Below are 438 nucleotides of genomic sequence, written 5' to 3'. Positions count from 1 at the left end.
CGGCCGAATTTGTGATCAGCAATTCTGATGTTTCCAAATGTCCGGAAACAAAATTGCCTGAATATGCTTTTATTGGCCGCAGTAATGTTGGAAAATCTTCTCTAATTAATTCCCTCACCAACAGGAAAGATCTTGCAAAGACTTCCGGAAGACCCGGAAAAACACAGCTCATCAATCATTTCCTGATCAACCAAAGCTGGTATCTGGTAGATCTACCGGGTTACGGATATGCCCGGGTTTCCAAAAAGGAAAAAAAGACCTTTCAGAAGTTCATTACCAACTATTTTGAAAAAAGGGAGCAGATGTTGTGTGCTTTTGTGCTTATCGACAGCAGGCATAAACCTCAGCCCATTGATATGGAATTCATGACCTGGATGGGCGAACATCAAATCCCCTTCTGCATCATCTTTACAAAGGCTGATAAGCTCAAACCCAAAG

1 protein-coding gene is annotated in these 438 nt (G+C 42.0%); it reads left to right on the top strand.

Annotated features, from left to right (window positions below; all coding sequences use genetic code 11):
- The coding region (gene yihA / locus HC176_RS16640) for a ribosome biogenesis GTP-binding protein YihA/YsxC (RefSeq protein WP_167920123.1) at nucleotides 1-438 on the top strand (438 nt) is incomplete at both ends.

The organism is Tamlana crocina, from assembly GCF_012037625.1.
The sequence above is the reverse complement of the archived record's forward strand: the minus strand, read 5'-3'. Positions and strand labels throughout refer to the sequence as shown.